The organism is Myxosarcina sp. GI1 (genome assembly GCF_000756305.1).
GTDB lineage: Bacteria > Cyanobacteriota > Cyanobacteriia > Cyanobacteriales > Xenococcaceae > Myxosarcina.
Map to the genome: position 1 here is coordinate 106,128 of NZ_JRFE01000034.1, position 17,137 is coordinate 123,264.

Here is a 17,137-nt window from a genome sequence, read left to right on the forward strand (position 1 = left end):
TTTTCAATTCAAAAATTATTCAATCAAAAATAAATAACCATGAGTAAGTTAGCAGAACCAATTATCAAAGAGCGATCGCCACAAAAAGAGGAAGATTTTCCTTTAACTTCTGTACCGCTTAGTGCGAGAAAATCTATCTGGTCTTTAGGACCGCTATTAATCGGTTTTACCCTCTATTCGGGAACTCTGTTCGGTGGCGGTTTAGTAGGTCCCAATTTCCGCTTTTTCCCCGATTTATTCGGTCTGATTGTGTTGGGGAGTCTAATTCTTGGTTTGTATGCATCAGGCTTGGGTTATATTTCAGCTAAGACGGGTTTGAGTACCGTACTGATGGCGCGCTATAGCTTTGGCGAATTTGGTTCGCGTTGGGTGGATTTTATTCTCGGTTTTACTCAAATTGGTTGGTATGCTTGGGGTTCGGCTTTAATTGCCGATCTATTAATCAAGCTCGCTGGTGTACCTCAATCTCTCAACTGGCTGTTGATTGTCATTGCTACCTATCTTTTTTGCGTCACGGCATATATAGGCTATAAAGCGATGGACTGGTTGAGTCGCCTCGCAGTTCCTGCCATGATTATTTTGATGCTTTGGAGTCTGTCTATCGCATGGGGAGATATTGGCGGTTATAGCCAACTGCAAGCTCTTCAGCCAGCAGGAGAAATGGGAGTTGGTGAAGCTTTAACCGTCATTGTCGGTACTTTTATCTCAGGTGGGACACAAGTAACTAACTGGACTCGTTTTGCCAGTTCGCCAAATACGGGGTTCTGGGCGACTTTTAGTGCTTTTTTCCTGGCAAATGGTTTTTTGGTTTTTAGCGGTGCTTTTTGTGCTTTGGTCTATGGTAACGAAGATATCGTCCAGGTCATGGCGCAACAAGGTTTGTTGTTTTGGGGGTTGGGGCTATTTCTGCTAAATATGTGGACGACTCAAGATAATACGATCTATGCTTTTTCTGTGGCAGGAGCGCATATGTTTCGTACTTCTAAAAGGACTTTATTTGTTCTCGGCGGTGCTACCTTTGCTTTAGCTTTATCTCTAGGCGGTATTTATGAAGCGTTAGTTCCCTATCTAGTTTCATTAGGAGCTTTTATTCCCCCTATTGGTGGGATCTTGATGGCAGATTTTTGGCTGTATCGTCAAGATGGGTTCGATTTGGAACGAAAACAACCAAACTTCAACTGGGCTGGGATAATTGCCTATATTGTAGCTAGTGCGATCGCCTATTTTACTCCTGGAATTAAACCAATTAACGGCATCATTGCTGCGGCTTTGATTTATTGGCTTTTAAGTTCTTTGCTCAATAAGAAGCAAACACAACCAGCTAATCGAATATAGTCAATCTTATTAAGTTGTATTAACAACAACAGTATCATCTTCTAGATTTGAGCTATTTTTGTAAAAATAAATTGAATAGTAAAATCTACTCAGGAGAGTTCTAGCAACAAGAGCATATTCTCGCTAGACACCGAAGGCGAAGCCCAAGAACGCTCAGGTTTGGTTACTGAATAGATTTAAATATCTGGAGAGTGCTGTTAAGTGCAGCGACCGAAGGGGCAAATAGACGAGAAGCTAGAGTAAATTCTCGTTTGTGAATCTCTCAGGTAAAAGGACAGAGGGGGCAGCAAAAGCTTGCTGTCTGGAAAACCGAAAACTTTTACAGGAGAGACTTATGCAAGTTTGCGTTTTAGGTGCTGGAGTAGTTGGCGTTACTACAGCTTGGTATTTACAACAGCAAGGTTATAAAGTTACGGTTATCGATCGCCAATCGGGAGCGGGACTAGAAACTAGTTTTGCTAACGGCGGTCAAATTTCCGTTTCTCATGCCGAACCATGGGCAAACCCTCGTACTCCAGCCAAAATATTGAAGTGGCTATTGCGAGAAGATGCACCGCTTTTGTTTCGTCTCAAAGCAGATCTCAGACAATGGCTGTGGGGACTTAATTTTCTACGGGAGTGTACTCCCGCTCGCGCTCGCCATAATCTAACTCAGTTACTTAGCTTAGGCACTTTTAGCCGCAATACCTTACAAGCCTTGAGAGCGCAGACAGGAATAGAATACGACTGTTTGAATAAGGGAATTCCACACTTCTACACCAGTTCTCAAGAGTTTGAAGCGGCGGTCGAGGTAACCCAACTAATGCAAGAATTCGGCTGCGGTCGCCAAGTAATGACTCCAGAACAAGCAGTGCAGATCGAACCTGCTTTGCAGACGGTAAGAGACAAGATTGTCGGCGCGACCTACACCGCTGCCGACGAGTCGGGAGATGCCCATCAGTTTACGCAAAATCTAGCAAAGCTCTGCCAAAAACGAGGAACGGAGTTTCTTTGGAATACTTGTGTCCATACCTTAGAAACTGGAGATGAAGGCAAGCTCGACGGTATCCAAATTACGCGCTCCAACGGTACTCGTGAAACTCTCAGACCAGATCTGTGCGTGGTGGCGATGGGTAGCTATAGTTCCTTACTACTAAGCCCTTTAGGAATCAATTTGCAAATTTATCCCGTCAAAGGGTATTCGGCTACTTTTCAGGTAGAACGTGAAGAACTAGCCTACACCACTAGCCTAACCGATGATGAATACAAATTGGTGTTTTCACGGCTAGGCGATCGCTTGCGAGTTGCTGGTACGGCAGAGCTAAATGGCTATAATTTGGCACTAAATACGGTTCGCTGTGAAGCGATTGTCAATCGGGTAATGGAACTGTTTCCAGGAGCGATTACGCTCGCATCAGTCCAATTCTGGACGGGATTGCGTCCTTCGACTCCTTCTAATCTGCCCTATATCGGTACAACACGTTATTCCAACTTGTTTGTCAATACGGGACACGGCACCTTGGGCTGGACTCATGCCTGTGGCTCGGGAAAAGCGATCTCCGATATTATTACAGGTCGGCAGCCTGAAGTAAACTTTGAATTTAAGCAAAATCTGTAGGCGATGTTCTAAAGTTGTTGGTGAGCTACTTAACTTAGCTCGACTTTATCTATTTTAAGAAAAAAGCGAGATGGAAATAGCGATTGAAGTCAGTCATCAACTACATCTTCTAGTCGATACTCTCGGATTGTTGTTAATTGTTATAGTTATCGCAGCTAATCTGGCAGAGAACAGAAGAGTTGTTAGATTACTAGAGCTAGTTAAAGACAAAAGTTTCCTCGACTTGAGAAGATTTTCACGATCGGATTCGAGATAATTACAATTTAGGGCTAGAAGTGGTAAAACGTACTTAGAAAAAAAGATTCAAAGTTCTACCTTGGCGTTGGAGAGTGGAGCGAGCATTTGCTTGGTCGATCGCCGATGGCGATCGACTATGGATTATAAAGTTCTAACTAAAACAACCAATGCATTGCAGGAGATTCCCCCAGAATTATAGCAGCCAAGTTTGCCGTATCGAGATAACTCAATCCCAGGCTATAGAAAGCGGTGTATCATTCGAGCCTGTTGCTCCCTAAAACCGAACAGCTAGACGACGATCCCTAGACTGTCATTGCCGAAGATTACATACAAGGAATGGGTTTTGAAGGCAGTCAATATGTAGTCTATTGCCATGGCGACAAAGACCACGACCACATTCATATCGTCGCCAGCCGCATTAGGATTACCGATGGGACAATGATAAACAATATTTGGGATTATGTCAGAAGCGAAAAACTAATTCGAGAATTAGAATTTTACCCAAAACGTTTTAGGTAGTTATATTTTTTTGACTTTTTTCTGCCGTTCCAGAAAGTTCGTTTGGTAGTTCTCTCTCTCTCGATCTTAACGATCTAATATTTTTCGGGCTTTGAACGAAAGATTTACTTTTAGAAAAAAATTGTCGTCAAAATTGGTTCGAGCTTGTAAGATAGCGATTGATGATAAGTAATAATAGTAAAAAATTAACTAGATGACCAAGACAATAGCCTTATTTAATCAATCTGGTGGAGTAGGCAAAACTACTTTAACAATGAATTTAGGTTATCATCTAGGGCAAAGAAATAATCGAGTGTTACTAGCGGATATCGATCCTCAAGCATCTTTAACGACATTTATGGGAATAGATCCTGAAGAACTCGATAAAACTATTTATGAATCAATAGTTGATGAGGAGCCGCTACAAATCATCGAAGGGATTAACGGTTTGGATTTAGTTCCAGCCAACATAAATTTAAGTGCTGCCGAACTAGAACTAGTATCTAGCTTAATGCGAGAAGTACGATTAAAAAATGCCCTTGATGGTATTGCTGACAACTATGACTTCATTTTGATTGATTGCCCTCCTTCTTTAGGAATTCTTACTGTTTTAAGTTTGGTAGCTGCAACTCACGTATTAGTTCCTATTCAAACTCAATTTAAATCTTTTCAGGGAACAGATTTGCTGTTGAATACAGTTGCTAGACTGCGTAAAGCAGCAAATCGCAATCTTAAAATAGCTGGTTTTATTCCCACTATGTTTGATGGTCGTACTGCTCAAGAAACTAGAACTTATAAGGCAATTAAAGAGCAACTTTCACCATTAGCTACAGTTTACGAACCAATTCCTCGTTCTGTAGTTTTTCCCGATGCTAGTGAGAAACGAATACCTTTAGCGTTATATCAACCCAAGCATCCTGCTATCAAAGTAATTAACAAAATCGTCAAAAAACTGGAACAATTATGACTCAGACTAAAAAAAAAGAACAACCTTATACCAGCAAATTACGTGGAGTTGCGGCATTATTAGAAAGCACAACTTCAGAAGAAGTAATAGCAACTAAAGCAGCAGAATTAATTCCAATAGATCGAGTTCATCAATCTAATTCTCAGCCTCGTCGTTATTTCGATCCGATAAAGCAAGAACAGTTAGAAGCTTCTGTAAATCAACACGGAATTTTAGAACCCTTACTAGTTAGACCGATTGAGTTAGAGCAATACGAGATAGTCGCTGGAGAACGACGTTTTTTGGCAGCTAAAGCAATAGGACTGTCTAAAGTTCCTGTTGTCGTTAAGCAATTAACCGATGTCGAAGCAATGCAGATTGCTTTGATTGAAAATTTGCAACGAGCCGAACTTAATCCTCTAGAAGAAACCGAAGGAATTCTTCAGTTGTTATCAATCGAAACAGAACTTTCTAAAGACGAATTGGTTTTGTTACTCTATAAGATGCAAAATGAAGCTAAAGGAAAAGTTACCCAAAACGTTTTAGGTAGTCCAGTAAGTGAAAAAGTTATTGAGCTTTTTGAGAGCTTGGGTAAGTTGAGTTGGGAATCATTTGTCAGCAGTAGGCTTCCATTACTAAAGCTGCCTCCAGAAATTTTGACGGTTCTCGAACAAGGAAAAATTGAATACACAAAAGCCAAAACAATTGGTCGTGTCAAAGATAAAACTTTTAGAAAACAGCTAATAGAAGAAGCGATCGCTTCTTCGTTGTCCTTAAGTCAAATTCGCGCCAGGATAAATGATTTTCAACCAAAATCCCAGCAAGAAGCAATCTTTTATCGACTGGATAGTGCCTACAAGCGAGTAAAAAAATCTAAAAAGTTGTTATTATCAAATCCCAAGAAACAAAAAAAACTAGATTCATTACTAACTCAAATAGAAAATTTGATATCAGAATAGTCATAATAATTTCTATAGCAAAAAGGTTCTCAATGACGAAAGAAAAATTAAAACACTATCGCGATAAAATTTTAGAGCTTGCCGAACGGTATCACGCACCCAATGTAAGGGTATTTGGTTCGACAGTGCGAGATGATAATACCCCTGAAAGCGATGTTGATTTTTTAATTGATGTTGCTCCCGATCAAACACTTCTCGATCTAATTGGATTTACTCGCGAATTAAAAGAGCTTCTAGGCTGTGAGGTTGATGTTGCTCAAAGCACGGTACTTCATCCAGTTATCCGTGATGATGTGCTGCGGGAAGCTATCTCTTTAGATAGTCTTTAAAGGGAAACCTATCATGGCGAAAAAGAGAAAACCGTTGCTTTTTCTCGGAGATATAGCAACAGCAATCGAAAAGATTGAGGAATATATTCAACCAGGAAAAGATGAATTTTTACAGAATGAAAAGATTCAGGATGCGGTATTTTTCGGCTTCAAACTATTGGCGAAGCAGTGAATCAACTGCCTGAAGAAATAAAGGTACAATACCCCGATATTAGATGGAAAGATATTATAGGATTTCGCAATATCCTTGCTCATCGTTGCTGGAGAGTAGATCTTGATGTGGTTTGGGGACTTTTTAATTCGGGCGAAAGTTTAGAGCAACTTAAGAGAGCCGTTCATGAACTGATTGACCAGTCTTCTTAATTCTGACTTGGTTTTTTTAGATTTTGAATAGTTAGCAATGTATATATACGACGAGTAAATGCTCTATGTCGAATAAAGTAAACATAAAAAAACCGACATAGCCTTTTTCAATATGAAACTTGCGATTGTGAAATTTTTCGAGGTCATGTTTCTGGTGATGCCGATCGATTTCGGCTTTACTTTACGCTGTTTGACCACCGAGAAACTTAAGAATTATTTAAGTACCATTAATTAAATTGACCAGGAGGAATAAAACGAATTTCGATTCTACGTCGAGTTTCATCTGGTTGTCGATCGCCCGATGCCAAATTACCATCTGGTAAATATAGTTGTGCAGCAGAGTAAGCACGAAATTCTATACTCTGCAAGCCAGTTTTTTCTAGTTCTCGAACTACTGCTAAGGCTCTCATCAATCCCAAATCGGCATTTGAACCAGCAGATAAAACACTGACTGGCTGCTTCCCGTTCGCTACTGCTTCTAAAGTATTATCGAGATTGCTATTGCGTCTTATTCTTTCTCCGTCAGTATGTCCGATTACTTGAATAAAATCGATTTCTCTTTCTTGTAAAATAGTTTCTATTTCGGGAGTTATTTTTGTGGAAATGTATTGTCTGAGTTGGGGATTTAGTTCGGCACTTCCCGACTCAAACTTATATTTACCAGAACTTTCATCAATTACGATTGGCGAAGCTGACTGTAAGCGTTTATTGGTTTCCAGAAATTTAAATAGAACTAACAATAATAATAAGCTAAGAATCATAAAGGCATTAGACATCAAATCTGTAAAGGATTGAAAAATGTCGTGAGATTCTAATTTGTTTTTATTGGAATATAGCGAACGTCTAGACATAAATTTATATATTTTTAAAGTTACTACGCGATCGCTTGTCTCTAGTAATTTCTTTACTTGTTAATTGTTTTAATTCTGCAATCAAATTCTGAACTTCTCGAATAGTATTCTGCGACCGCTGTTCAAAACTAGTTAATAGGCGATTGCCATTAGTTCCAATAGTATTTAAACTTTGATTGATTTGTTGCCCTTGCTTGTTTGATACATCAACAATGTTTGTCAATGTCGAATCAATAGAATTAAAATTATTTACCTGATTTTCTAATATGTTTATTAATCTTGTTGTTTCTGTTTGACTTCGTTGTAGAGAGTCGTAACTATTGCTTATTTCAGAAGTAAGATTGTGTAGTTCTACAATATTTTCGGTTGTTTGTTTCTCAAAGCTTTTAAGTATCTTTTCGCCAAAGTTACCAATACTAAGATTAACTTGTTCTTTATGTCGATCTAAAGTAGCTACAATGCGTTCTAGTTCGGATTTAAGATTGTTAAAGCCAATAATTTCTTGTTGAATATTGCGATCGCTTTTTTCTAATAACTCCGACGAGTGCTGATTTAAATTATTTATTTGCTGAATCAAACTATTACTTTCTCGCGAAACATTATCTATTTTCTCGATCGCGCTACTCAAAGTATTGCTTGACTGATGTAAAACTACGGTAGATTCGTTAAACTGCTGCGGAATAGTTGTTAGTTCGTTGGTAGCAGTAGTTAATTTGTCAGCAAAATCGCTATTTCGAAATGTCTCTGCGGCTTCAATAAACCCTACGGCACTATCTTGTAATTTACTAGAGGCTGATTGCAGTTGAGTATAAACCTGTTGTGCCAGTTCGGTTACTTGTTGATGAGATTGACTAATCTTTTTAACTTGTTTGCCCAAAAAACTTGTAGATTGAGAAAATGATGAGTGTGTAGTAGCTAAATCCTTAGTCAGATTTTCTAAGTTCTCTGAAAACTTGCTGGCTTCTATCCTTTCCGCACCCTGTAAGTATAGTTGAGAACCAGATTCAATTTTTGTAGTTGCAGTTTCAAATCTGGGTATTATTTCGTTTACCGTTTCAGTTTGTTCTTTTAAAGAAAAAACCGAACCTTGAAAGCTATCGATACTAGCAGCTAGTGAACTAGATATATCGTTAAATCTACTAACCATACTATCGACATTATTTTGAAAACCTTGATTAGCTGCTACCATTTGGTTAGCCGCATTACCAATAGTGGTTTCTAATACCTGTCCGACTTTATCATGAAAACGAGTGAGAAATTCTTCCTGCTGTTTTACCATGCGATCGACGGCTTTATCCAAACGGCTGTAACCGTCAATATTAATTTTAAAAATATTATCGAGATAGTCTTCAAGGGAACTAATCAACAAAGATTTAGCGAAGTTAGTATTGCAGCGCAGATTAACCATAATTAAAATCGAACTACAGGCAATCGCGGTTAAACTGGTAAAAAAAGCAATGCCCATATTTTGTAATGGTGTCTGTAACTGAGCAATTAAATTATCTACCTCTGCCGCACCTTCACTAATAGTTTGACTGAGATTATATAAGTTAGAGCTAATGCCAATAAAAGTACCAAGTAAGCCAAAAGCAAGTAATAAGCCAGGTAAAGTTTGACAAAAATAATCCCACTGTTCGCAGCGTAAATTTATACCTAAAAACTTTAATCTTTCCTGACTGTACAAGCCATCAATAAGAGCGATGGTGTTTACCTGTTCTAATTTTTGGCTAGCAGCCTTAAATCTAGCTTCAAGCTTTGTAACTAATTCTGGTTGTTTACCTCTACTTTCTCGTACTAATAACCTAGATACTTTATTTGCAGAATCTATTAGATAATGATACAGAGATTGTTTTAATAAGATAGCAGCAAGCGTTGGTAAAATTATTAAGATTACAGTAAGTAGAATCAATAAAGGAGGAAATATTTTTAAAGCGTTTAGCATAAATAAATTTGAGATGAACGGGGGCATTATAAAGAATATTTATAAGTTACATACCTAAAAGATTTCGTTTGGCAGCAGAAAATTCTGCTTCTGATAAATCTCCTTCATTTTTCATTTGAATCAATTCTTTCAGTTCGGCTAATTTTGCTTTTGAAGTATTGTTCGATCGCGTTGGTTCGATAAGTTCGATTTCACCCTCGATTGGCTCTTTTTCTCCATTACTTTCAAAGTTATTCGATTCTGGTAGAACGCGATTGGCAAAGACAGCCTCCTGCCGAGGATCGCCCGTAGATTCAGGCGGCAATGTTTGCTGTTGCTGCGATTGTTTTTGTTTCGCCATTTCCTCTTTGACAATATCCTGCATTTTCTTCCAAAAACGATTGATAATGCCATCTTGTTGACGGCGATCGATGGTGGCGGGACTGCCAACAACTATTTCTTTGTAAAGATAATTGGGATCGTCTTCTGGTAAACTATCTACTGTAGTGATAAAGTGCCTTAATTTTGGTAAATAGTAGCTATTCCACTTCTGAGGGTTAAGGGAGAGATCGACAATCGCATTTCTCAACCGTTTATCTAAAGCTTCTACCATGTCTTTACGACTGGCAAGTTGTTCTAAAGCTTCGTCCCAAATATAACTGAGGAAAATTGTTTCGTGGCTATCCCGATAGCTGTCGTAGTACTGAAACTCGTATTCTTTAGTTTTGTCGTTGTAAGGAAGCAAGTCTAAAGCGATCGCGGGATAAAAAATATCTTGTAAGTTCTCAATCTCGATCGCATCGGGAGGAATAATATCAATAAACTGAGTGCGATAGTCGTTGTGTAGAAAACCTTTACCGTAAGTTTTCTGACGCTGATAGTGTCCCTGCATTAGTTCGATACCACGAATAAGTCTAAGAGGAAAAGCACCGTATTCGTTAACGAGAATAATTTCGTCTTCAGCTTGAATGGGTTTGAGGTTATTATCAGAGACACCCAAATCATTAAAAAGAATATTTTTGAACTGGGTTATTTCTGGTTTGTCGGTATCTTTAAAGGCGATGATAGATAGAGTTTTACCCGAATCGTTATAGAAATACGGATCGCTAGTATTGAGTGGTAATAGTGGTTCAGCTTCGCGGATAATTTGTTCTAAACGTACTGCGCGATCGCTTAAAGGATAACTTTCGAGAAAACGCTTTACTGCTGATTGGACTGTCGAAAGACTGCGCGAACCAAATAAGCCATCTACAACCAGGTTAATTTCTAACTGTAAGTTTTGTTCGTCGATTACGCCGCGATCTAAACAACTTGCCAGAGATTCTTTTAAGCCTACCTTTTCGGTAATCTTACTACTGACCAAAGCTAGCTGAGAAGCACGATCTCGTTCGGGTAAAAGATTTTTATAACAATCGTCGCTATCCGCATCGGCAAAGATGGCTTCGCCACTCATATCGTCAACGTCCTGTAGTTTGAGTTCGCTTTCGGTTTTTTCATAGGCTAGTCTGACGCTATTCAACAAATTGTTAAAAGCACTGACTTTAGTAATTAATTCGCTAACGTAATGTTGTAAAGCTTTGACTATAGTTAATGCTTCCCGATAGAGAGAAAGTTCGTAGTTATCTTTCAAGAGTTTGCTAACTTGACTAATGATTCTTTTAGCTTCGTCTTGAACCTGACTGTTTTTTTGTTTGTCTCTAGGAAACAAACCCTTTTTAGATTCGATATCTTCTATGGTTTGTTGTGCATCTTGCCATTTTCTCTCAACAGCTTCGAGACTGTGAATTTGTCCCATGCTGTTACTCGAATCTTCTAATTCTCGGAAAGATTTATTTAACTCTGTAGTTAATGCTTCTAGCCAAGCACGAGTGTTATTTAAGGAGAAATTAAAACTATTAGGGTTGAGTAACTCTGTTAAATAATTGTCGATATCTTTGATATATTCTGCGGTTAAGCGATCGCGCTGCTGTTGTAAGCTAGTAAACCAGATCCCCCTACTGCTTTCGGTTTCTCCTGGCTGTACTTTGCGAAACTCGCTGCGAATTTCCCTGCCCAACTGAGAAATAACTTCTTGGCGTTCGTCGCGGTTTTGAATTTCTATGATATTATTTTCTAGGCGGTTTTTCCAACTACTTAAAGCGTTATTAAAAGTTTTGCTACCGTCAGTAGTGGCTTGCTGTAACTTACTAACAAAACCGTTTTCATTTTTGCCGCGATTGTACCAGCGATCTAAGAAACTGGCTAATAAATTACTCGGATCGGCACTTTGTCCTTCGCCCTGAAGCCAAAAATCTACCAACTTAATTTTGATGCGGTTCAAAGATATCTGTACGGCGATGTCGCGAGGAAAATAGATTTCTGCTAAACCAAATGTTAAATAACGCTGAACATTAGGACGAGGGTGTTCGTCAGTTTGAATCATGTGCTGGAGAAAATTGTCGCGTTGTGCGGTAATTACTGGAGATAGTTCACCTGCAAAGTCCAGAGTAACTTTATGGGCAATAATATTACAAAGCTTACTTTTTTCTATAATTTTGTAGTCTTTGGCGGTGCGATTAGAAACTAGATAAACATATTCAAAAGGTGGACGAGATTCTTCAACAAACTCTAAATTTTGCGTGTCGTATTCGGCTTTAAAAGTTGTTCCCGCAGTCGCATAATAATTTAACTCTTTAAGTGCGGCGTAGGTATTAGCATTTTTATCGGGTGCATTACCATAAAGTTCGGGACTAATAACCAAGTAACCTATAATTTGTGCGCCGTCAATACCGTATAGTTGACGGAGACAATAGGCAACATCTAAAAAGACACCGCTACCCGTACCACCACACAAAGAACCGATAACATATATGCTTAGTTTATTCTCTACACTCCAATTATTACGGATCATAAAAGCTTCATGACCTCGCGTTCTTTGTTCTGCCGTTTCGATAGCGGCTTTGATTTTTCTATAGTTATGAAAAAACGCCAATCTGCCTACAGGACGAATTGCCTGTGCGCCTTCATCGATCGCCTTTAAATTCTTTAATAACTGCGGTGGAAACCAGCTAGAAATATTGCTAAAAACACCAGGAGTACCATCGTAGTTACTTCCTCTTCTCGATAATTCTCGCGCTAAATTATCTACTTCTGAACGAGTCATCGTCGCCGCTACTTTTTCGGCATCGCTGAAGCGTAAATCGACACCGTGATAGGTATTTCCAGTTCGTAAACCCGTCATATTGCTAGTAGCTTTATCGGTATCAATATGGACAAAACTAATAACGGGAAGCTGTTTCAAATCTACGTGGCGATCTACAATTAAACGCCGAATTCGCATCAAAACATCGCGTCCAGTACCGCCTAAACCAATACAAACGGTACGATTAATTTTACGAGATTGTTTTTCTTCAAATTTCATAATCTTATTTTGTTTATTTAACTACTTTTACTGAGATGTCAAAATTTTTTCCCCGTTCGGGACAGTTGAGTTTGAAACGATCGCGTTCGATAAGTTCTTCTTTATTCAACTCGCGATCGCGATATAAAATAGGAGCATTTTTAGTAGGCTTTAAATAGAGTTTGTTGCCTTTTCTGTATAGATATCCTCTAATATCTTCACCAGGGCAGCTAATAGCACTTAAATCATTACTACCGATCGCAATTTTTTGTCCGTGTTTTAAATAGCAAGTTCTTGGTTCTATGTTGTCATCGGAATCAAAACTAACTTTGAGCTTCCATTTTTTCTTGAGACTAATTAAATATTTGCCATAAAAACCTCCTGCAATTAATAATGCAGCTAAAATTAAGGTTGGAAGCCACAGCATTTTTACGATGTAGGGAGTTACCAAACAGGTTTCTTTGCCTCCTGGTGCAGGGGTACAAAATTCCTGTGCGATAGGAGGAATATCGACTATAGAAAGCTGATAGGTACGATTGTCGTCGGTAGTAATTACTTGCGATCGCTTGTTTAGTGGTAAAGTTTGTAGCCAGCTTTGTCTTTCTTGACTGAGTTGTGATTCTGACTGACGAAAAGGACTGTTTGCAGGTGTCTCGATCCAAGTAGCAGAGTCAATTCCAGCTTCGGTTAGCAAGGGTGCATCGGTTAGCCAAACTACAGACTGAGGCTTGAGGGGGATACTGCCAACAAGACGACATTGATTGAGTCTTGCTAATTCACGATATGCAAATAACTCGGCGTTTTGGATATCGGTATTGTTGAATTGTATTTCCGACTCGAACGGCAAAGTATTAACTATTTGTTCGATAACTTCTGGCTTGCGGCGAAATTTAATACCGTTGTCTAAGGCAATAGCATTGCGATCGCTCTGTAGGGGATTTACCTTAGAAGCAAAAGGAACAACATATACTAAATCTCCAGGCTGCAAACTGTCTTTAATAATTTGAGTCAAGCGCAAGCGTCCTTCGGCATTTAAACCAACACTTTCGGTAAGATCGACAGCAACAACTACATCTCTACCACCATAAATACGAGAAGCTAACTTTAGCCCAAATTGTTGCCAGGTTTTAAGCGGTTGTCCTGGTGATATTTCCGCACAATTAGACACAAAAAAAATGTTCGATCTAAACTTTAATTGGATGTAAATGTCTTTCGATCGTACTCGCGAATTTATTTTGCTGTTACAGAAAATTTACTTAGATCTAATTCTGGTTTTTGCTTTAATTAGAGATTTACAGGCAGTATTACTGCGATCGCCGTCGAATTTATGAAAAATCAAAGAAATCGGTATAGCTCTGTTCGCGGTGATAGTAACGGTTATGAAATCTATCGAGTTTATGTTTCTGATGATGCCGATCGATTTCAGCTTTGCGTCGTTTGACTACTCGTACAATCGTCACTTGCGAATTAATAATATCTTTCAGGGAATTAATACCAATGTACCACTTGTCTTCAGGATTAGCGCGATCGTTATAATCCATAATAGTGTCGATCGCCCGATTGAGAAGAGCTTCAGTAGGTAATTGTTTATCATCAGGGGACTGTTGGTCAGAGGATTGTTGGTCAGGAGGTTGAGGAGCAGCAATAGAAGAGGAGTAGTTATTAGAAGGAGGAAACTGACGCTCTAAAAGAAGATCGAGTTTATCGATCGATTGAGACATGGATTTACAAAAGTAGCACCGTGTCTGTAGGATTTTCCAGACTCTGAGAATCGGAAAGAACCAGATTGGAACTATGAGAATCGGCTGTATCGAGCATGACTCCTATCGAGTCAATTTGATTTAATCATAATCATCATCGACTAAATAATTACTGTAGATTAAATAATCTATATATTCTTCTGCATAACTTTTTTCTTCTGAAGGACAATTTTCTTTTAAACATTTGTGTGCTGCTCTATCTGCTAACAGATTTTTTCTTCTAGGAATCCAATCGAGAGAATAATCATCAAAATAAGATAATAAATCTAACATTTGTTTGAGATAAACTGAAAATTTAGAATCATCATTTACCCGATACTTTCCTAACACTTGACAGATAATTATTTGGCTGTCTCCTTTTATTTCAAGCGATAATATTCCCAATTCTTTGGCTTTTTCCAAGCCAATAATTAGACCTATGTATTCAGCTTCATTGACAAAAGCTGAAGGTATAAATTTGGTAACTGTATGACGGGTGAAATCGGGCATCTCGATAACTGCTGCCGAAGCCGAACGCCCTGGTCTTCCTTTTGATGAGCCATCAAAGGTAAGTAGGGGTGGTTTAAGCATACGGGCTGCTAATCTATTAGCATTTTGAGCTTCTTTTCTTGCTTGTCTTCTTTCACGTATAAGTAATCGTTTAGTAGTATCAATATTTAAGAGTTTTTTCTGCCAAGGAATCTTGAGTTTTTGCGAAAGATTATTCATTTTAGTATTAGCAAGCGATGAATTAGAAGGAGCATTTTCAACTAAAATTTCAACAAAACTCAACTTGTGATTTTTTTTTCGCCTGAATATACAAATTTGATATCGCTCGCTCCCTTTTTTGGTTCGGGCTATTATCTTTTTTGGTCGAGCCATTACTAAAATTACAGATGTTTATAGAAAACCAAAAACTACCTGTTATGAATTATCCTCCAAAAGTAGAGAAGATTGAAGCGATTGCAGAAGGGACGTGACCGAGATTGGATTTATTTAAGATAACCAAACGGTGGGACAAATAATAGTAGCCAATTCATCATCCAAATAAAAGCTGTTTACTGGCTGATGGGATTTTTCGCAGCGCAGAGGCTCAATCTGTTTCTGATAAGGATTCCAAACCGCTATGATATCTCGCTTCTGCTTTTTGCGAATTAGTTGGCAATTAAGATGAACCGTTTGTAACCAGACAATCAAAGCACTGTGTAACCGTGCCGTGACTTCCATACAATAACGTTCATTTAAATCGATAAGTTTGCGCTTCAGTTCCATACGGGTAGCTTCAATGCGAGCCAGTTCTCGCTCTTTTTCTTCTCCCTCTAGATTTCTTTTTTTGATTTTGCCGTTGATTTCCCCGATCATGTCCGAGTAATACTCGCTAATACGCTTTTCATCTCGTTGCAGTTGGCGTAGATTTTTTTGTCGCCAGGGAAGTAATTCTCTCTCAATCACTTGCTCGGAGTACTGCGAGCCTATTTGAAGTAATTGTTCATAATTTAGAGCCATAGCCGTTTGTTCTTCAATTGACGAAGACGCAATGCGATCGACCGTCCACAATAAAGCATCACCAAGGTCAACCCCTGTGACCCCTGTAATCCCATTGACCCAAAAAGAAACCATTCCCAAGCGTTTTTCACTCGCTTCGGCAGTATAGTCAACAATGAACTATCCCAACTTGCTACGCTGAAGTTGGGTTTTTTAAACGCGTAAGTCCTGACTCTTTTTGGGGTTTAATATGTACTTAACTAGGTAAAATCGGACATAGTCAAATTACTAGCATCAACCCCAATTAAATTCGCCAAAACTTCTTTAGTCTCACTCAAACTAATCTTCATTCCATTTTCATTAGTTCCAATTGTCAATTTATTTAAGTCTAAACCTTCTGCCAGTATCAGCGAGTCAATACCAATTTGAAAATCAAAAATCGTATCGGTTCCCGCACCTTTTCTCAGCACGAATTCATCAGCACCAATACCACCAAATAAACCATCATTGCCTTTACCACCGTCTAAGCGATCGCTACCACTGCCACCATCGAGTAGCAAATCATCGCCACTATTACCGCGCAGCACGTCATCTCCAGAACGTCCTAATAAAACATCATTGCCTTGTAGACCATCAATTACATCATCGGAGTTATTAAACCCTTGAAGAGTATTATCCAAATCATTTAAAAAAGTAGCCGTATTAAAATTAAATACGCGAGAGCGAATTTGCTCGGCATTAAATACATCGAAGCTATCTTTAATCTTTTGTTGTCCGTCAAACAAAATATTACCGATACTAGAAGGTAGGTTATCTAATTGTTCTAAATTGAAGTCTGACAAAATAACTGTGGTGTCTGCTACTCCTTTAAAAGTAAGTTCTAAATCCTTGTCATTCTGAGTAAGAATCAGATTATCCGCAGTCAATTGCTTCCCAATAAACTGAAGGGTATCTACTTCGTTAATAACTTTAGATGGTGGATTAATACCAGTACCCACGCCGCCAAAATCACTAATGATTACTTCGCCATCGCCAGCATTTACTGTAAATCTCTTTTGTCCGCCAGAACCAGAAAAAGTATTGGTGAAATTAATTGTAGTCGTGGCAACAGTACTGGTATTGTTAAAAGCTGCACCATCATCGACAGTAAATTCTATAGTGCGATTGCGCGTATCTAGAGTTTCAGCAGTATTGTTATAAGTGATAGTTTTGAGAACTTGACGATAGTTAGCAATACTGTCTTCTCCAGTTAGAGAGAGCGTACCAGTTGCAGCATTATAATTAGCTGTAATTTTAGTACCAGTAGTGTCGGCAGCTAAAATTTCATTATTATCATCGAGGAGGTTAGTAAGAACGACGGTAGCTTGAGAGAGAGTATTTGAGTTAGAGTCAGAAATAATAGGGTTTTGGCGCTCGACCAGGAGTACAGGGTTATTGGTAAAAGTAGTAGTAAAATTGGTACCCGTCGCTTCACCGTTGAGATCGAGTTGTGGTGCGG

Annotated in this window: 18 protein-coding genes and 1 riboswitch; of the genes, 10 read left to right on the plus strand and 8 right to left on the minus strand. The window is 38.7% G+C overall.

All coding sequences use genetic code 11. The annotated features are described in order from the left end of the window. The first annotated feature begins 39 nt into the window (after window positions 1-39). From codB to KV40_RS37430, 9 genes are all read left to right on the plus strand, one after another. Entirely contained in the window at window positions 40-1,335 is a 1,296-nt protein-coding gene (gene codB, locus KV40_RS24605; protein ID WP_036486910.1) for a cytosine permease, read from the plus strand. Window positions 1,336-1,509: 174 nt separating this feature from the next. Continuing rightward, a riboswitch (glycine riboswitch) is annotated at window positions 1,510-1,623 on the plus strand. 46 nt (window positions 1,624-1,669) lie between these two features. Next, complete coding sequence (locus KV40_RS24610; protein WP_036486912.1) at window positions 1,670-2,932, plus strand: D-amino acid dehydrogenase; 1,263 nt, start codon at window positions 1,670-1,672, stop codon at window positions 2,930-2,932. 70 nt (window positions 2,933-3,002) lie between these two features. Beyond that, entirely contained in the window at window positions 3,003-3,188 is a 186-nt protein-coding gene (locus KV40_RS36375; RefSeq protein ID WP_036486914.1) for a hypothetical protein, read from the plus strand. Between the two features lie 293 nt (window positions 3,189-3,481). After that, window positions 3,482-3,688 (plus strand): relaxase/mobilization nuclease domain-containing protein, encoded by a 207-nt coding sequence (locus tag KV40_RS37425; protein WP_371260830.1) that lies wholly within the window; start codon window positions 3,482-3,484, stop codon window positions 3,686-3,688. Window positions 3,689-3,881: 193 nt separating this feature from the next. Next, window positions 3,882-4,634 (plus strand): ParA family protein, encoded by a 753-nt coding sequence (locus KV40_RS24620; protein WP_036486916.1) that lies wholly within the window; start codon window positions 3,882-3,884, stop codon window positions 4,632-4,634. Further along, window positions 4,631-5,572, plus strand: a complete 942-nt coding sequence (locus tag KV40_RS24625; RefSeq protein WP_036486918.1) for a ParB/RepB/Spo0J family partition protein — start codon at window positions 4,631-4,633, stop codon at window positions 5,570-5,572. The genes KV40_RS24620 and KV40_RS24625 overlap by 4 nt, the downstream gene beginning before the upstream one ends. Before the next feature lie 32 nt (window positions 5,573-5,604). Next, on the plus strand, window positions 5,605-5,901 hold the full coding sequence (locus tag KV40_RS24630; RefSeq protein WP_036486920.1) for a nucleotidyltransferase family protein: 297 nt from the start codon (window positions 5,605-5,607) through the stop codon (window positions 5,899-5,901). Between the two features lie 13 nt (window positions 5,902-5,914). Next, window positions 5,915-6,073 carry a hypothetical protein gene (locus KV40_RS36380; RefSeq protein ID WP_216595705.1) on the plus strand — a complete coding sequence of 53 codons (159 nt, stop codon included), beginning with the start codon at window positions 5,915-5,917 and terminating at the stop codon, window positions 6,071-6,073. Beyond that, window positions 6,070-6,264: a HepT-like ribonuclease domain-containing protein gene (locus tag KV40_RS37430; RefSeq protein WP_052055925.1), complete on the plus strand. Its 195-nt coding sequence runs from the start codon at window positions 6,070-6,072 to the stop codon at window positions 6,262-6,264. The genes KV40_RS36380 and KV40_RS37430 overlap by 4 nt, the downstream gene beginning before the upstream one ends. 227 nt (window positions 6,265-6,491) lie before the next feature. Here KV40_RS37430 and KV40_RS24640 read toward each other — a convergent pair whose 3' ends face one another. From KV40_RS24640 to KV40_RS24655, 4 genes are read right to left on the minus strand one after another with little or no spacing between them, the layout of a single operon-like run. Further along, window positions 6,492-7,115 (minus strand): OmpA family protein, encoded by a 624-nt coding sequence (locus tag KV40_RS24640; RefSeq protein ID WP_036486921.1) that lies wholly within the window; start codon window positions 7,113-7,115, stop codon window positions 6,492-6,494. A 4-nt stretch (window positions 7,116-7,119) separates the two neighbouring features. Next, a complete protein-coding gene (locus tag KV40_RS32575) occupies window positions 7,120-9,057 on the minus strand; it encodes a hypothetical protein (RefSeq protein WP_052055926.1) in 1,938 nt (645 codons plus the stop codon). A gap of 46 nt (window positions 9,058-9,103) precedes the next feature. Continuing rightward, entirely contained in the window at window positions 9,104-12,436 is a 3,333-nt protein-coding gene (locus tag KV40_RS24650) for a tubulin-like doman-containing protein (protein WP_036486922.1), read from the minus strand. Between the two features lie 13 nt (window positions 12,437-12,449). Continuing rightward, the gene (locus KV40_RS24655) at window positions 12,450-13,583 is read right to left on the minus strand and encodes a hypothetical protein (RefSeq protein WP_036486923.1); all 1,134 of its coding nucleotides are present in this window, start codon (window positions 13,581-13,583) and stop codon (window positions 12,450-12,452) included. A gap of 37 nt (window positions 13,584-13,620) precedes the next feature. Here KV40_RS24655 and KV40_RS37045 point away from each other — a divergent pair, with 37 nt between their 5' ends. Beyond that, complete coding sequence (locus KV40_RS37045; protein ID WP_256381167.1) at window positions 13,621-13,746, plus strand: hypothetical protein; 126 nt, start codon at window positions 13,621-13,623, stop codon at window positions 13,744-13,746. Here KV40_RS37045 and KV40_RS32580 read toward each other — a convergent pair. The 4 genes from KV40_RS32580 to KV40_RS35835 all read right to left on the minus strand — a co-directional run. Beyond that, window positions 13,741-14,136, minus strand: a complete 396-nt coding sequence (locus KV40_RS32580; protein WP_052055927.1) for a hypothetical protein — start codon at window positions 14,134-14,136, stop codon at window positions 13,741-13,743. The two genes, KV40_RS37045 and KV40_RS32580, sit on opposite strands and share 6 nt — an antisense overlap. Window positions 14,137-14,256: 120 nt before the next feature. Next, window positions 14,257-14,883, minus strand: a complete 627-nt coding sequence (locus KV40_RS32585) for a ribonuclease HI family protein (protein WP_172657335.1) — start codon at window positions 14,881-14,883, stop codon at window positions 14,257-14,259. A 267-nt stretch (window positions 14,884-15,150) separates the two neighbouring features. After that, the gene (locus KV40_RS24665) at window positions 15,151-15,774 is read right to left on the minus strand and encodes a hypothetical protein (protein WP_052055929.1); all 624 of its coding nucleotides are present in this window, start codon (window positions 15,772-15,774) and stop codon (window positions 15,151-15,153) included. A gap of 125 nt (window positions 15,775-15,899) precedes the next feature. Continuing rightward, on the minus strand, window positions 15,900-17,137 hold a 1,238-nt coding region (locus KV40_RS35835; protein ID WP_371260829.1), incomplete at its 5' end, for a calcium-binding protein.

What these genes read in the sequence shown, in the direction of transcription:
- KV40_RS24650 (WP_036486922.1), bottom strand. Translation starts at nt 12,436, where the DNA reads ATGAAATTTGAAGAAAAACAATCTCGTAAAATTAATCGTACCGTTTGT.
- KV40_RS32585 (WP_172657335.1), bottom strand. Translation starts at nt 14,883, where the DNA reads ATGAATAATCTTTCGCAAAAACTCAAGATTCCTTGGCAGAAAAAACTC.
- KV40_RS24630 (WP_036486920.1), top strand. Translation starts at nt 5,605, where the DNA reads ATGACGAAAGAAAAATTAAAACACTATCGCGATAAAATTTTAGAGCTT.
- KV40_RS24640 (WP_036486921.1), bottom strand. Translation starts at nt 7,115, where the DNA reads ATGTCTAGACGTTCGCTATATTCCAATAAAAACAAATTAGAATCTCAC.
- KV40_RS24620 (WP_036486916.1), top strand. Translation starts at nt 3,882, where the DNA reads ATGACCAAGACAATAGCCTTATTTAATCAATCTGGTGGAGTAGGCAAA.
- KV40_RS24665 (WP_052055929.1), bottom strand. Translation starts at nt 15,774, where the DNA reads ATGGTTTCTTTTTGGGTCAATGGGATTACAGGGGTCACAGGGGTTGAC.
- KV40_RS24625 (WP_036486918.1), top strand. Translation starts at nt 4,631, where the DNA reads ATGACTCAGACTAAAAAAAAAGAACAACCTTATACCAGCAAATTACGT.
- KV40_RS37045 (WP_256381167.1), top strand. Translation starts at nt 13,621, where the DNA reads ATGTCTTTCGATCGTACTCGCGAATTTATTTTGCTGTTACAGAAAATT.
- KV40_RS32575 (WP_052055926.1), bottom strand. Translation starts at nt 9,057, where the DNA reads ATGCTAAACGCTTTAAAAATATTTCCTCCTTTATTGATTCTACTTACT.
- codB (WP_036486910.1), top strand. Translation starts at nt 40, where the DNA reads ATGAGTAAGTTAGCAGAACCAATTATCAAAGAGCGATCGCCACAAAAA.
- KV40_RS24610 (WP_036486912.1), top strand. Translation starts at nt 1,670, where the DNA reads ATGCAAGTTTGCGTTTTAGGTGCTGGAGTAGTTGGCGTTACTACAGCT.
- KV40_RS36380 (WP_216595705.1), top strand. Translation starts at nt 5,915, where the DNA reads ATGGCGAAAAAGAGAAAACCGTTGCTTTTTCTCGGAGATATAGCAACA.
- KV40_RS32580 (WP_052055927.1), bottom strand. Translation starts at nt 14,136, where the DNA reads ATGTCTCAATCGATCGATAAACTCGATCTTCTTTTAGAGCGTCAGTTT.
- KV40_RS36375 (WP_036486914.1), top strand. Translation starts at nt 3,003, where the DNA reads ATGGAAATAGCGATTGAAGTCAGTCATCAACTACATCTTCTAGTCGAT.